Raw genomic sequence first — 13090 nt, 5'->3', positions numbered from 1 at the left:
CGCTCAACCGCGGCCCGGCCCCCGCGCGCACCGCCCGGCGTGCCACCTGGGACGTCCGGGGCATCTGGGGCGGACTCCGCCCGGGACGGTGACGAGCCCTCCCCCTTCTGCGAGGATGGAACCCATGAACGACCCCCGCCGTGACATGCCGGTGCACGAGGCGCAGCACTCGTTCGACGTGGTCCTGCGGGGGTACGACCGGAACCAGGTCGCCGACACGATCGAGCGGCTGGAGGCGGACTTCCGCATCGCCCTCGCCGACCGCGATGCCGCCGTCGCGCGGTCGTCGGACCTGGCCAGCCAGCTGTCGGCGCTCCACGGCGAGATCGAGACGCTCCGCCGCAAGGCCGCCAACGCCGCCGCCCCCACGTTCGAGAACATCAGCGAGCGCATCCAGCACATGCTGCAGCTGGCCGAGGAGGAAGCGGCGGAGATCCGCCGCGCCGCCGAGACCGACGCCATGGCCGTGCGCGAGCAGACCGCCGCCGAGGAGCGGGCGCTGCTGGAGCGCCACGCCGCCGGGCAGGCCGAGGTCGAGCGCATGATCGCCGAGGCACGGCAGAGCGCCGAGCAGATCGCGCAGAAGGCGCAGCAGCGCGCCGACGAGCTGGTCGCCAAGGCGCAGGAGCGGGTCGCCCGGCTCGACGCCGAGTCGCAGGCCCGCCGCGCCAAGGTCGAGGAGGACTTCGACATCGCGCAGCGCGCGCGCCGGGCCGAGGCGGCGCGGGTCGAGGAGGAGCGCGAGCGCGTCTCCACCCAGGCCGCCCGCCAGCGGATCGCGGCCGCGGAGCAGCACGCCGCCCAGCTCGTCGCCGACGCCGAGGCCCGAGCCGAGGCCATCCGCGAGGTCCGCGACGAGCTCACCAGCCGGCTGGTGCAGGCCCGGCGCCTGCTGGACGACCTGCCCGACCTGGGCGACCGCAAGCAGGACCCCCGCGACGACGCCGGCACCGAGCGGCGCCCGCAGCCGACCACCCGCACCCCCGAGGCCGCTCCCCAGCAGCAGGTTGCCCAGCAGCCCGCTCCCCAGCAGCCCGCTCCCCAGCCGTCCGGGGGGCAGCCGGCCACCGCCCCGCAGCCGGTCCAGGCCGCGCAGTCGGAGCGCTCGGAGACCGCCGCTCCCGCCGGCCAGGCTCCCGCCCCGGTCGCCGGGCCCCAGACGGGGCAGCAGCCGGCCGTGCAGGTGACCCGGGGTGAAGGGGAGGCCGCGGCGGCCCGCCAGCCCACTCGTGCCGAGCCGGTGACCGCCACGTTCCCCGCGGTCAAGCGCGCCGAGCCGACCACCCGCGCCCTGCCGCTGCCGCCGCGGCCGGCCAGCGGCACGTCCCACGCCGCGCAGGAGTCGGACGAGTCGGTCGACGAGCCGGTCGGCCGCTCCTGAGGCAGGGCGGCTCCGCCCCCGGCTCCCCGCCTTACCGCGGCACGGGCCGGCGCGGGCTCCCCGCCCTCCTGGTGCTGTCGCTGGCGGTGCTGGTGGGCGTCCTCGGCGCGCCGGAGCGCGCCGTGGCCGACGACGAGGGCACGGCGCTGCTGCGGGTGGCCCACCTCTCCCCCGACACCCCGGCGGTCGACGTCTCCCTGACGCCCGCGGCACCGCCTGGTGAGGTGCTGACCGACCCCGGCCCCGCCGTCGCCACGGGGATCGGGTACGGCGAGGTGGACGGCTACGCGGAGCTGCCCGCGGGCGCCTACGCGGTCAGCATCCGGGCGGCCGGCGCACCGGCCGCCACCCCGCCGGTGCTCTCCGCCCGCCTCGAGCTCTCCCCCGGGCAGGCCCGCACGGTGGCGCTCGCCGGCACCTTCGCCGCGCTCACCCTGCAGCCGCTGGACGACGACCTGAGCGCACCGCCCGCCGGGGCGGCACGGGTGCGGGTGATCGGGGCGGCGCCCGGCACGGGCCCGCTCGACGTGCTGCTCGACGGTGGGCCCCAGCTCGCCGCCGCCCTGCGGTCCCCCGGCGTCGCACCGCCCGTGAGCGTGCCCGCCGGCCGGCACCGCCTGTCCGTCCCGGCCACCGGTGCCGCCGCCGAGGTCGAGCTGCCCGCCGGAACGGTGCGGACGGTCCTGGTCCTGGCCCGACCCGGAGGGGGTGTGGACCTGCGGGTGGTGCCCGACGCCGCCGGCCCCGCGGTGCGGCCCGTGGGCGCGGTCGCGGCCGGCGGCGGCCCGGCCGGTCCGCTCGCCGGCTGGCTCCCCCGCGCCGTCGCCGTCGCGGTGGAGGCCCCCCGGTCAGCGGCCGCGCACCTGGCGGCCGCCGCCCCCGTGCGCCTGCGCGTCCCCGCCGCCGGGATCGACGCACCGCTGGTCGGAGCCGGGTTGGACGGCACCGGCGCGCTCGTCCCGCCGGCCGACCCGGCCCTCGTCGGCTGGTTCACCGGCGGCCCGCGGCCCGGCGCCCCCGGTCCCGCGGTCCTCACCGGGCACGTGGACTGGTCGGGGCGCCCCGGGGCGCTGAGCCGGCTCCCCCTGGTGGTCCCTGGCGACGAGGTGCTCGTGGAGCGGGCCGACGGCAAGGTGGCCCGGTTCCGGATCACCGCCGTCGACCGGTACGCGAAGGACGCGTTCCCCGGGGAGGCCGTCTACGGGCCCACCCCGGACGCGGAGCTCCGGGTGATCACCTGCGGCGGCGAGTTCGACGCGGCGACGGGCGGCTACCGGGACAACGTGGTGGTCTCCGGACGGCTGGTCGGCTGACCGCAGCCGCTACCTGCGGCGCTCCCGCGAGCGCCAGCACGCGGTGTGCCAGTGCCGCCGGAGGTCGGCCGCAGAGTCGACGTCCCACGGCTCCAGGTCGGAGTCCCGGACGTAGGCCGGCCAGGCCACCACGTGCGGCGTCCCCGTGCGGATCTCCTGGTCGCATCCCGGGCAGCGGTAGGTCTTGCCCGTCGCGGCGCCGGTGATGGCGCGGACGACCCAGTCGCCGTCGCCGGCCTCCTCGACCTGCTCGGTACGACGGACCGGGTCACGCCCTGGGGGGCGCGACCCGGTCCGCGGGCGGCGACGGGGCACGCGTCAGCGGCTGGCGTAGTCCCGGAACCCGCGGCCGGTCTTGCGGCCGAGGTAGCCGGCGGTCACCAGGTGCTCCAGCAGCGGCGCCGGCGCGAACCCGGGCTCGCGGAATTCGGTGTAGAGCTCCTTCTCGATCGCGAGCGAGACGTCGAGGCCCACGACGTCCAGCAGCTCGAAGGGGCCCATCGGGTAACCGCAGCCGACCTTCATGGCGGCGTCGATGTCGTCGGCGGTGGCGTAGTGGGCCTCCAGCATCTTCACCGCGTCGTTCAGGTACGGGAAGAGCAGCGCGTTGACGATGAAGCCGGCACGGTCGGTGCAGGAGACGGCGTGCTTGCCCAGCTGCGCCGACACCGCGTGGATGGTCGCGGCGACGTCGGGCGACGTCGAGATCGTCGAGACGACCTCGACGAGCTTCATCACCTGCGCCGGGTTGAAGAAGTGCATGCCCACGACGTCGGCCGGGCGACCGCTGGCCTTGGCGCACTCGATGACCGGGAGGCTCGAGGTGGTCGTGGCGAGCACCGCCCCCGGCTTGACGATCTCGCCGAGGTTGGCGAACAGCGCCTCCTTGACCGGGAGGGACTCGACGACGGCCTCGATGACCAGGTCGCGGTCGGCGAGGTCGTCCAGCGAGGTGGTGCCCGAGACCCGCCCCAGGATCTCGGCCTTGGCCGCCTCCTCGAGGCGACCGCGCACGACCTGCTTGTCCAGGCTCTTGGTCAGCGCCGTCGTGACGCTCTCCACCTTCTCGGGCGAGCGGGCGACGAACCGCACGTCGTAGCCGCCCTTGGCGACGACCTCGATGATCCCGGTGGCCATCGTGCCGGAACCGACGACGCCGACGGTCCGCACATCGCGGGCACCCGCCGCGGCCCCGCCCGGGGTGGGGGTCCGGTCGTCCGGGACGACCTCGGCCGAGCCGGGCTCGGCGTAGGTGTAGAAGCCGCGACCGGACTTCCGGCCCAGCAGCCCGGCGGTCATCATCTGCTTGATCACGGGGCTGGGCGCGTGCAGCCGGTTCCGCGACTGCTTGTACATCGTGTCGAGGATCTCGTAGGCGGTGTCGATGCCGATGAGGTCCATGAGCGACAGCGGGCCCATGGGCAGGCCGCAGCCCAGCCGCATGGCGGCGTCGATGTCCTCGCGCGAGGCGTAGCGGTTCTCGTACATCGAGACGGCGTGGTTGAGGTAGCCGAACAGCAGCGCGTTGGCGATGAACCCGGCCTTGTCGCCGATCGTCACGTCGACCTTGCCCAGGCGGTCGGCGAGCGCCTCGACGGTCTCGACGACCGCGGGCTCGGTGACGACGGTGCGGACCACCTCGACCAGCTTCATGACCGGCGCCGGGTTGAAGAAGTGCATCCCGATCACCTTGCTCGGCCGGCCGGTGACCACCGACAGCTCGGTCACCGAGAGGCTTGAGGTGTTGGTCGCCAGGATCGTGTCCGGCGGGCAGATCTTGTCGAGCTTGGCGAAGACGTCGGCCTTGAGCTCCATCCGCTCGGGGATGGCCTCGATGACCAGCTCCGCGTCCGCCAGGTCCTCCAGCGAGGTGGAGAAGCGGATCCGCTCGAAGATCGCGTCGCGGTCGGCGGGGTCGAGCTTGCCGCGGGCGACCGCCCGGTCGGTGGACTGCTCGACGTGGGCCCGGCCGCGGGCCAGGGCCTCCTCACCGGTCTCCACGGCGGTGACCGAGAGCCCCGCGCGTGCGAGCACCTCCGTGATGCCGGCACCCATGGTGCCCAGCCCCACGACGCCGACCTCGTTCAGTTCCCTGGCCACGTTGCCGTCTCCCATCACCGGTGATGGCGGGAAGTGTCTCATCACGGGTGACCGGCGATCCCCGGCCCCTCTGCAGGGCTCGCCCGCGGTGAGGGCGGAGGGGTGCTCTCAGAACAGGCGCTGGGACGGGTCGTCGGTCCCCTTGAGGAGGGCGTAGTCGACGGTGACGCAGTCGATGCCGCGGTCGGTCGCCAGCACCCGCGCCTGCGGCTTGATCTCCTGCGCGGCGAACACGCCCTTGACCGGGGCCAGCAGCGGGTCGCGGTTGAGCAGCTCCAGGTAGCGCGTCAGCTGCTCGACCCCGTCGATCTCGCCCCGGCGCTTGACCTCGACGGCCACGACACCGCCTTCGGCGTCCCGGCAGAGCAGGTCCACCGGCCCGATGGCCGTCGGGTACTCCCGGCGCACCAGCGACCAGCCCTGCCCGAACGTCTCCACGTGCAGGGCGAGGAGGCGCTGCAGCTCGGCCTCGACGCCGTCCTTCCGCAGCCCGGGGTCGACCCCGAGGTCGTGGGCGTGGTCGTGCAGCACCTCCTCGATGCTGATGATCAGCTGCTCGCCGGCCTTGTTCGTCACCGTCCACGTGCCCGAGCCGTCGGTCAGCGCCTCGTCCAGCCGGCAGGGCGGGCTCATCCAGTTCAGCGGCTTGTAGGCCCGGTCGTCGGCGTGCACCGACACCGAGCCGTCGGCCTTGACCAGCAGCAGGCGGGTCGCCATCGGCAGGTGGGCGGTGAGCCGACCGACGTAGTCGACGGAGCAGCGGGCGATGACCAGGCGCACGGGAGCCGACGCTACCGCGCCGCGACCGGCGCCCGGGCCGGTGCCGAGTTCCGGAAAGATCCCGGTGCGGAACCGTGGTCGCGCGGCCCCCGGCGCCCCAGAATGGGCGGGTGAGCGCAGCGGCGGCGACCGGCACCCCTCACGCGGACCGGCTGGCCGGCGACTGGGTGCACTGGCTGCTCGACGCCGCCCGCGCCCGGCTGGGCATGGAGGTCGCCTGGGTATCGCTGTTCACCGAGGGCAGCCAGCTGATCACCGCCGCGACAGGTGAGCTCGACGCCATGAACGTGCAGGAGGGCATGACGGCGCCCCTGGAAGGCTCCTACTGCGTGCGCGTGCTGAGCGGCCAGCTCCCCGCCGTCGTCACCGGCGCGGCGCGCGATCCCCGGACGCGGGACCTGGAGGTGACCGGCGACCTCCACATCGGCTCCTACGTCGGCGCACCGGTGCGGGGGCACGACGCGCGCCCCATCGGGATGCTCTGCTGCCTCAGCCGCGACCCCGGCACCCAGCTGGACGGGGCGTCCGTGCGCACGGTGGAGCTGCTGGCCGACCTGATCAGCGACCACCTCCGGCACGCCGGTGCCGCCACGGCCTCCGACCTCGCCGCCCGCCGCGCCCGAGTGCGCGCCTTCCTGGCGGAGGGCGCGGTCGAGGTGCACCTCCAGCCGGTGGTCGACATGGTGACCGGGCGGACCGTCGGCTACGAGGCGCTCAGCCGCTTCCCGGGGTGGGGCGGGGACGGGCCGGCGGCGCTGTTCGGCGAGGCCGCCGCGGTCGGGATCGGCGTCGAGCTCGAGGAGGAGGCGCTGCGCGCGACCCTGGCCGAGGCCGGTCAGCTGCGCGGCGGCCTGACGCTGGCGGTGAACCTCTCCCCGGACGCCTTGCTGTGCCCGACCGTCGTCGACGTGCTGTTGGGCCACTCCGGCTGCCCGCTGGCCGTGGAGATCACCGAGCACAGCCGCGTCGACGACTACGAGGCGGTCGTCTCGGTCACCCAGGGGCTGCGCCGCGCGGGGGTCGCCGTGGGCGTGGACGACGCGGGCGCCGGCTACGCCAGCCTGCGGCACATCCTGCGGCTGGACCCCGACGTCATCAAGCTGGACATCGGGCTGGTCATGGGGCTGCACACCGACCCGGCCCGCCAGGCCATGACCTCGGCGATGGTGGCGTTCGCCGACGAGACCGGTGCGCGGCTGGTGGCCGAGGGCGTCGAGCACGCCGACGAGCGCGAGGTCCTCGTCGTCCGCGGGGTCCGCTACGGGCAGGGCTACCTGTTCGGCCACCCGCGGCCGGCGGCCGAGGTGCTCGACGGGAACCCCGGGTGAGCGCCACCGGGGAACCTCCCGGCCGGCCCGGCCCGTCGTCAGGGGTATGAGCACCCGTCCGCTGCGCGCCGCCACCCTGCTGGTCCTGGCCCTGCTGCTCGCCGCCTGCGCCGACGCGGCCGTTGGCGGCGCCGGTGGTGGCGGCACGCCCGCCGCGGAGCCGCCGTCCCCCGCCGGGGACGACGCCACCGTCGTCCTCCAGGTGAGGGAGGTCGGCGGTTTCACCACCCCGGCGATGCTGGCCGGGCGGGTGCCGTCCGCAACCCTCTACGCGGACGGCCGGTTGATCACCGACGGCCCCGTGATCGCCGTCTGGCCGGCCCCCGCGCTGCCCAACCTGCAGGTGCACCGGCTCGGTGACGGCGGCGTGCGCGACCTGGTCGAGCGGGCGATCGCCGCCGGGGTGACGGAGACCGGCGACCTCGGCAGCCCCCCGGTCGCCGACGTGACCAGCACCCGCTTCACCGTCCGCACGGGCGGCGAGACGGTCACCCGGGAGGTGTACGCCCTCGGCATGGGCGCCGGCCCCCGGGGCGAGCTCGAGCCGGGGATCACCGAGCAGCAAGCGGCCGCCCGCGCCCGGCTCTCGGAGCTGGCCGAGGCGCTGCGCGACCCGGTCGCCGCCCTGGGCGCCGACCGGGTGAGCGGCCCCGAGCCGTACCAGCCGGAGGCCGTGGCCGCGGTGGTGAGCCCCTACGTCGAGGTGGACCCCCCGCAGGCCGAGCGTCCGTGGCCGGGGCCGGCGCTGCCGGGCGAGCCGATCGGGCCGGGCACCACGTGCGTGACCGCCACCGGGGAACAGGCCCAGGCGGTGCTCGAGGCGACCTCGGGGGGCAACTCGGCCACCCCCTGGGTCGGCGAGGACGGGTCGCGGTGGGCGGTGGTGCTCCGGCCGCTGCTGCCGCACGAGTCCGGCTGCGCGGATCTGACCGAGGGGTGAGCGACGGGCCCGGACCTCGTGCGAGGTCCGGGCCCGTCGGCGAACGGTCGCCTACGCGGTGGCGGGCTGCCGCAGGTCGACGTCGACGCCGGCGCGCTCCTCGACGGAGGCCAGCGGGTCGACCGTCCGCGTCGCCCGGTAGCGATCGAGGTCGAGGATGCCCTCCCGCTTCGCCACGATCGTCGGCACCAGCGCCTGACCGGCGACGTTCACCGCGGTGCGGCCCATGTCGAGGATCGGGTCGACGGCCAGCAGCAGGCCCACGCCGGCCAGCGGCAGGCCGAGGGTGGAGAGCGTGAGGGTCAGCATGACCACCGCACCGGTGACGCCGGCCGTGGCCGCCGAGCCGATGACCGACACCAGGACGATGAGCAGGTAGTCGGTGATGCCCAGGTCCACCCCGAAGAACTGGGCGACGAAGATCGCCGCCAGCGCCGGGTAGATCGCCGCGCAGCCGTCCATCTTCGTCGTCGCGCCGAGCGGGACGGCGAAGGAGGCGTAGGACCGCGGGACGCCCAGGTTCTGCTCGGTCACCCGCTCGGTCACCGGCAGCGTGCCGATCGACGAGCGGGAGACGAAGGCCAGCTGGATCGCGGGCCACGCACCGGCGAACCACCGCAGCGGCGAGAGGCCGTGCAGCTTGAGCAGCACCGGGTAGACGACGAACAGCACCAGCGCCAGACCGGCGTAGACGGCGCCGGCGAAGACGCCGAGCGAGCCGAGGGACTCCCAGCCGTAGCTGGCGACGGCGTTGCCGATCAGACCGACCGTGCCCAGCGGCGCGAGGAGGATCACCCACCACAGCACCTTCTGGACGACGGCCAACGCGGAGCGGACGACGGTGAGGAAGGGCTCGGCCGCCTCGCCGACCTTGAGCACCGCGATGCCGATGGCCGCGGCGATGACGATCAGCTGGAGCACGTTGAACGACAGAGCACCCTCGGCCGAGCCCTGCAGGCCGAGGATGTTGCCGGGCACGATGCCGTTCAGGAAGTCGAACCAGGAGCCGGTCCGGCCGGGGTCGGCCTGCGTCGCGGCGTCGACCGAGCTGTTGCGGCCGGGCTCGGTGAGCAGGCCGAGCGCGATCCCGATGCCGACGGCGATCAGCGCGGTGACGGCGAACCACAGCAGCGTCTGGGCGGCCAGCCGCGCGGCGTTGGAGACCTGCTTGAGGTTGGCGATGCTGACGATCACCGCGGTGACGATCAGCGGGGGGACGAGGGTCTTCAGCAGCGTGACGAAGGTGCCGCCGATCGTCTGGAGGGTGCTGGTGAGCCAGTTGGGCGAGCCGTCGGCGACGGGGCCCAGCTCACGGGCGACGAACCCGAGGGCCACGCCCACGACCAGGGCGAGGAGAACCTGCGCCGCGAAGGGCACGCGGCGGAGACGAGCGAGCACGGGGATGTTTCCGTTCTGGGTGAGGAGGAGCGAGTGGGGGCGCGTCAGCCCCGACAGCGCTCCACCGTCACGCGGCCGAAGTCGACGGTGCGCCGTCGCGTCAGCCCCCAGATGTTCTGCACGGGTAGCTCAGTTCTCCGGCGGCCCCGGGCATTCCGCCCTGTGGCCGGGTTCACCCGGCCAGGTGCCCTAGTCGGGCCAGACGGGACGCCGCTTCTCGAGGAACGACGCCATGCCCTCACGCGCACCCGGCAGCTGGCTGGCCGCGGCCATGACCTCGATCGCGGTCGTGTAGGCGTCCCGCTCTGGCCGGTCCAGCTGGGCGTACATGGTCTGCTTGCCCCAGGCCTTGCTGGCCCGCGAGCCCCGGGTGGCCCGCTGGACGAGGTCGTCGACGGCGGCGTCCAGCTCGGTGTCGGGCACCACGCGGTTGACCAGCCCCCAGTCCAGCGCCGTCGCCGCGTCGATGACGTCGCCGGTCAGCGCGAGCTCCATCGCCCGCTTGCGACCGACGTTGCGGGCGATGGCGACCATCGGGGTGTGGCAGAACCAGCCGCCCTTGCCGCCGGGCGCGGCGAACCCGGCGGACTCCGCCGCGACGGCCAGGTCGCAGGAGGCCACCAGCTGGCAGCCGGCGGCGGTGGCGAGGGCGTGCACGCGGGCCACGACGACCTGCGGCACGTCCTGGACGGTCTGCATCAGCTCCGTGCACAGCCGCAGCAGGCTGCGCACCTCGGGCAGCGCGGCACCGGCGACGTCGGCGAAGTCGTGACCGGCGCTGAACACCGGCCCCTCCGCCCCGAGCACGATCGCCGCGGCGTCGCTCTCCCCCGCCTCCGTGACGGCGTCGAGCAGTTGCGCCAGGTGCTCGCGGGACAGCGCGTTGCGCTTCGCCGCACGCGTCATCGTGATGCGGACGACGTCGCCGTCGCGCTCGACCCGGGGTGCTCCGTCAGCCATGCCCCGAGCCCACCACGCCCGGGTGCGGTCGGCAATGACGATCGCTCCCGCACCGGGGACGCTGGGCGGGTGCCCGGCACCGAACCGATCAGCCCGACCGCCCCCCGGCCGGCGGGTCCTACGGTGTTCACCCAGGGCTGGCGGGACGTCGCCTTCCTCCACTGGGAGGTGGACCCGGCGTGCGTCGCGCCGCTGCTCCCGGCCGGCACCCGTCCCGACGTGCTCGACGACGACACCTTCGTCGGGCTGGTCCCGTTCCGCATGGAGTGGATCGGGCTGTTCGGGGCGCCGGCATCCCCCACCTCGGCTCGTTCGCCGAGACGAACGTCCGGCTCTACTCGGTCGACGCCCGGGGACGCCACGGCGTCGTCCTCCGGTCGCTGGACGCCGAACGGCTGCTGCCCGTGGTCACCGCGCGCTGGGCCGCCCGGCTGCCGTACGCGTGGTCGCGCTGCGGATCGAGCGGACCGGCGACCTGCTCACCTACCGCTGCCGCCGGCGCTGGCCCGGTCCTCGCGGTGCCCGCAGCCGGCTCACGCTCCGGGTGGGCGACCGGCTGCCCGAGCCGGACCGGCTGGACCACTTCCTGACCGCCCGCTGGGGCCTGCACCGGCCCGGGCGCGGCGGGCCGGTGCACTGGCCCAACGAGCACCCGGCATGGCCGCTGCACCGGGCCGACGTCGTCGACCTCGACGACTCGCTGCTCGCCGCGGCCGGGCTGGCCGGTCTGACCGGCCCGCCCGACCGCGTGCTGTTCTCCCCGGGTGTCGACGTCCGCTTCGGGCCGGTGGTCAGGCCGGCGTGGGCACCTGCTCCCGGGGCTGGGCGGGGAGACCGTTGGCCTCGCGGACCACGTCGACCACCTGGCTCATGATGTCGTTCAGGCCGAAGTCCTTGGGCGTGAACACCCGGGCGACGCCCTGCTCGCGCAGCCGCCGGGCATCGCTGTCGGGGATGATCCCGCCGACGACGACCGGCACGTCGTCCATGCCGGCGTCCCGGAGCCCCTGGAGGACCGCCGGCACCACCTGCAGGTGGGACCCGGAGAGCACCGACAGGCCGACCACGTGCACGTCCTCCTCGACGGCGGCGCTCACGATCTGCGACGGCGTCAGCCGGATGCCCTGGTAGATGACCTCGAAGCCGGCGTCGCGGGCGCGCACGGCGATCTGCTCGGCGCCGTTGGAGTGGCCGTCCAGGCCCGGCTTGCCGACCAGGAAGCGCAGCCGCCCGCCCAGCTCCTCCCCGGTGGCGCGGACCCGCTCGCGGACCTGGGTGAGGGTCTCGTCGGCCTCACCCCCACCGGCGGCAGCCGCGACCCCGGTGGGGGCCCGGTACTCGCCGAACACCTCCCGCAGCACGCCGGCCCACTCCCCCGTCGTCACCCCGGCGCGCGCGCAGTCCAGGGTCGCGGGCATGAGGTTCGCGTCACCGGCCGCCGCCTCGCGGAGGGCGGCGAGCGCGCGGTCGGCGGCGGCCTGGTCGCGCTCGGCCCGCCACTTCCGCACCGCCTCCTGGGCGGCGGCCTCGACGGCCGGGTCGACCACCATGATCGCGGTGTCGAGGTCGGCGGTGAGCGGGTTGGGCTCGGTGGTGTCGAACTTGTTGACCCCGACGACGACGTCCTCGCCGCTCTCCATCCGGCGCCGGCGCTCGGCCAGCGAGGCCACCAGCTCGCCCTTCATGTAGCCGGACTCGACCGCGGCGACGGCGCCGCCCATCTCCTGCACCCGGGCGATCTCGGCCCGGGCGCCCTCGACGAGCTCGGCCACCTTCTTCTCCACGACGACCGAGCCGGTGAACAGGTCGTCGTACTCGAGCAGGTCGGTCTCGTAGGCCAGGACCTGCTGCAGGCGCAGCGACCACTGCTGGTCCCAGGGGCGCGGCAGGCCCAGGGCCTCGTTCCACGCCGGCAGCTGCACGGCGCGGGCGCGGGCGTCCTTGGAGAGCGTGACGGCGAGCATCTCCAGCACGATGCGCTGGACGTTGTTCTCCGGCTGCGCCTCGGTGAGACCGAGCGAGTTGACCTGCACGCCGTAGCGGAAGCGGCGGTGCTTGGGGTCCTCGACGCCGTAGCGTTCCCTCGTCAGCTCGTCCCAGAGCTGGGTGAAGGCCCGCATCTTGCACATCTCCTCGACGAACCGGACCCCGGCGTTGACGAAGAAGGAGATGCGCGCGACCACCTCGCCGAAGCGCTCCTGCGGCACCTGCCCGGAGTCGCGGACCGAGTCCAGGACGGCGATCGCCGTGCTCATCGCGTAGGCGATCTCCTGCACCGGCGTGGCCCCGGCCTCCTGCAGGTGGTAGCTGCAGATGTTGATCGGGTTCCACTTCGGCATCGTCGTCACCGTGTAGGCGACCATGTCGGTGATCAGCCGCATGGAGGGCGCCGGCGGGAAGACGTAGGTCCCCCGCGACAGGTACTCCTTGATGATGTCGTTCTGCGTCGTCCCCGCGAGCTTGGCGACGTCGTGGCCGTGCTCCTCCGCGACCGCCTGGTAAAGCGCGAGCAGCCACATCGCCGTGGCGTTGATCGTCATCGACGTGTTCATCTCGTCGAGCGGGATGCCGTCGAAGAGCGCGCGCATGTCACCGATGTGGGACACGGGGACGCCGACCTTCCCGACCTCCCCGCGGGCGAGCTCGTCATCGGGGTCGTAGCCGGTCTGCGTCGGCAGGTCGAAGGCGACCGAGAGACCGGTCTGCCCCTTCGCCAGGTTGCGGCGGTAGAGGGCGTTGGACTCGGCCGGCGAGGAGTGGCCGGCGTAGGTGCGCATGACCCAGGGGCGGTCACGCTCCTCCGGCTTCTGCGGGAACGGCATACCGGCGGAGTGTAGGGCGGTTACCGACCGGTAGCAGCCCCGCCCGCCGATGTGTGCGGTGGCACACT

Annotated in this window: 10 protein-coding genes and 2 pseudogenes; 6 read left to right on the top strand and 6 right to left on the bottom strand. The window is 74.6% G+C overall.

All coding sequences use genetic code 11. The features are described from left to right. The first annotated feature begins 124 nt into the window (after positions 1–124). Positions 125–1381 (top strand): hypothetical protein, encoded by a 1257-nt coding sequence (locus ACI79W_RS05270; RefSeq protein ID WP_456561022.1) that lies wholly within the window; start codon positions 125–127, stop codon positions 1379–1381. A 71-nt stretch (positions 1382–1452) separates the two neighbouring features. Then, positions 1453–2694: a class F sortase gene (locus ACI79W_RS05265; protein ID WP_456561021.1), complete on the top strand. Its 1242-nt coding sequence runs from the start codon at positions 1453–1455 to the stop codon at positions 2692–2694. Between the two features lie 9 nt (positions 2695–2703). Here ACI79W_RS05265 and ACI79W_RS05260 read toward each other — a convergent pair whose 3' ends face one another. From ACI79W_RS05260 to nucS, 3 genes are all read right to left on the bottom strand, one after another. After that, positions 2704–3009, bottom strand: a complete 306-nt coding sequence (locus ACI79W_RS05260) for a hypothetical protein (protein ID WP_456561020.1) — start codon at positions 3007–3009, stop codon at positions 2704–2706. Between the two features lie 3 nt (positions 3010–3012). Further along, entirely contained in the window at positions 3013–4794 is a 1782-nt protein-coding gene (locus tag ACI79W_RS05255; protein ID WP_456561019.1) for a 3-hydroxyacyl-CoA dehydrogenase family protein, read from the bottom strand. 108 nt (positions 4795–4902) lie between these two features. Further along, complete coding sequence (gene nucS / locus ACI79W_RS05250) at positions 4903–5574, bottom strand: endonuclease NucS (RefSeq protein WP_456561018.1); 672 nt, start codon at positions 5572–5574, stop codon at positions 4903–4905. 110 nt (positions 5575–5684) lie between these two features. Here nucS and ACI79W_RS05245 point away from each other — a divergent pair, with 110 nt between their 5' ends. Both ACI79W_RS05245 and ACI79W_RS05240 read left to right on the top strand, forming a co-directional pair. Beyond that, positions 5685–6902 (top strand): sensor domain-containing phosphodiesterase, encoded by a 1218-nt coding sequence (locus ACI79W_RS05245; protein ID WP_456561017.1) that lies wholly within the window; start codon positions 5685–5687, stop codon positions 6900–6902. A gap of 46 nt (positions 6903–6948) precedes the next feature. After that, on the top strand, positions 6949–7842 hold the full coding sequence (locus ACI79W_RS05240; protein ID WP_456561016.1) for a hypothetical protein: 894 nt from the start codon (positions 6949–6951) through the stop codon (positions 7840–7842). Positions 7843–7893: 51 nt separating this feature from the next. On the opposite strand, the gene ACI79W_RS05235 is transcribed toward ACI79W_RS05240, so the two are convergent. Both ACI79W_RS05235 and ACI79W_RS05230 read right to left on the bottom strand, forming a co-directional pair. Continuing rightward, entirely contained in the window at positions 7894–9240 is a 1347-nt protein-coding gene (locus ACI79W_RS05235; protein WP_456561015.1) for a dicarboxylate/amino acid:cation symporter, read from the bottom strand. A gap of 189 nt (positions 9241–9429) precedes the next feature. Beyond that, on the bottom strand, positions 9430–10200 hold the full coding sequence (locus ACI79W_RS05230) for an enoyl-CoA hydratase-related protein (RefSeq protein ID WP_456561014.1): 771 nt from the start codon (positions 10198–10200) through the stop codon (positions 9430–9432). Here ACI79W_RS05230 and ACI79W_RS05225 point away from each other — a divergent pair. Beyond that, positions 10105–10449 (top strand): annotated as a pseudogene (locus ACI79W_RS05225) (DUF2071 domain-containing protein); the annotation flags it as partial. The gene ACI79W_RS05230 and the pseudogene ACI79W_RS05225 overlap by 96 nt on opposite strands. Further along, positions 10380–11074, top strand: a pseudogene (locus ACI79W_RS05220) (YqjF family protein). The pseudogenes ACI79W_RS05225 and ACI79W_RS05220, both read left to right, overlap by 70 nt. On the opposite strand, the gene ACI79W_RS05215 reads toward ACI79W_RS05220, so the two are convergent. After that, positions 10992–13022, bottom strand: a complete 2031-nt coding sequence (locus ACI79W_RS05215) for a protein meaA (RefSeq protein WP_456561013.1) — start codon at positions 13020–13022, stop codon at positions 10992–10994. The pseudogene ACI79W_RS05220 and the gene ACI79W_RS05215 sit on opposite strands and share 83 nt — an antisense overlap. Positions 13023–13090: the final 68 nt, after the last annotated feature.

This window comes from Blastococcus sp. SYSU DS0533 (assembly GCF_054050775.1).
Note: the sequence above shows the minus strand (reverse complement) of the source record. Positions and strands in the feature narration are given on the sequence as shown.

Excerpts from the sequence above, each read along its gene's own strand:
- ACI79W_RS05270 (WP_456561022.1), top strand. The coding sequence starts at position 125 with ATGAACGACCCCCGCCGTGACATGCCGGTGCACGAGGCGCAGCACTCG.
- ACI79W_RS05240 (WP_456561016.1), top strand. The coding sequence starts at position 6,949 with ATGAGCACCCGTCCGCTGCGCGCCGCCACCCTGCTGGTCCTGGCCCTG.
- ACI79W_RS05230 (WP_456561014.1), bottom strand. The coding sequence starts at position 10,200 with ATGGCTGACGGAGCACCCCGGGTCGAGCGCGACGGCGACGTCGTCCGC.
- ACI79W_RS05215 (WP_456561013.1), bottom strand. The coding sequence starts at position 13,022 with ATGCCGTTCCCGCAGAAGCCGGAGGAGCGTGACCGCCCCTGGGTCATG.